The organism is Streptomyces glomeratus, from assembly GCF_021462825.1.
Lineage (GTDB): Bacteria > Actinomycetota > Actinomycetes > Streptomycetales > Streptomycetaceae > Streptomyces > Streptomyces glomeratus.
The window spans coordinates 1-564 of record NZ_JAKEEB010000106.1 but is presented as its reverse complement, the minus strand read 5'-3'; the positions used below and the strand labels follow the sequence as shown (position 1 = coordinate 564).

At 73.8% G+C, this 564-nt stretch carries 1 protein-coding gene; it reads left to right on the top strand.

Going from position 1 to position 564, the window contains the following annotated elements; translation table 11 throughout:
• Positions 1-47 precede the first annotated feature (47 nt).
• Positions 48-564, top strand: a 517-nt coding sequence (locus tag LZ604_RS35525) for a KR domain-containing protein (RefSeq protein WP_308283723.1), incomplete at its 3' end; no start/stop codon positions are given.

Sequence of the window (564 nt, the reverse complement as noted above, 5' to 3'; positions counted from 1 at the left end):
AGGCGGCGTATCTGATCACTGGTGGTCTGGGTGGTCTGGGGTTGTGTGTGGCGCGTCGGCTGGTGGCGGAGGGTGCCGGTCATGTGGTGCTGGCGGGTCGGGGTGCGGGGGAGCCGTCGGCGGAGGTGGTGCGGGCGGTTGCGGAGATGGAGGCGTCGGGGGCGCGGGTGTGTCTGGTGGCGGCGGATGTGTCGGTGCCGGGTGAGGTGGAGCGTCTGATCGATCGGGTGTGTGGTGTGGCGCCGTTGCGGGGTGTGGTGCATGCGGCGGGTGCGCTGGACGACGGGGTGCTGGGGGCGCAGTCGGCGGAGCGGTTCGGGCGGGTGTTCGGGCCGAAGGTGGGGGGTGCGTGGGAGCTGGACCGGGTGACCCGGGCCCGGAACCTGCCGCTGGACTTCTTCGTCTCCTTCTCCTCCGTCGCCGCCCTCCTGGAGGACGGCGGTCAGGGCAACTACGCCGCCGCGAACGCCTTCCTGGACGCGCTGATGGCCCGCCGCCGCGCCGACGGCCTGCCCGGTCTCGCGATCGGCTGGGGCCCCTGGGCCGAGGTCGGCATGGCCGCCC